We start from the raw sequence: 220 nt of genomic DNA, 5'->3' as shown, positions 1-220 counted from the left end.
GCTTGTGGCACTTGTTGGCCTTCAGAACATAGGTCAACCGCTACCGATGTATCTAGGTAAGAAACTTTTGCTTGGTAACACGCTTCCATGATCGCCATGTTTACCCAAGGAGGACCAGCGTTGATGACTAGATCTGGTTTCACTTCGTTAATCAGAGCAACAAGTGCATCAGCATCGTCAGCGTTTACTGCGCGAGCTTCTAGTTTCTTAGTTGAATCTT

Annotated in this window: 1 protein-coding gene; it reads right to left on the bottom strand. The window is 45.9% G+C overall.

The genetic code is table 11. The features are described from left to right. On the bottom strand, positions 1 to 220 hold a 220-nt coding region (locus A3712_RS16770), incomplete at both ends, for a saccharopine dehydrogenase NADP-binding domain-containing protein (protein ID WP_197465855.1).

The sequence above is a fragment of the Vibrio sp. HI00D65 genome, from assembly GCF_001635455.1.
Lineage (GTDB): Bacteria > Pseudomonadota > Gammaproteobacteria > Enterobacterales > Vibrionaceae > Vibrio.
Note: the sequence above shows the minus strand (reverse complement) of the source record. Positions and strands in the feature narration are given on the sequence as shown.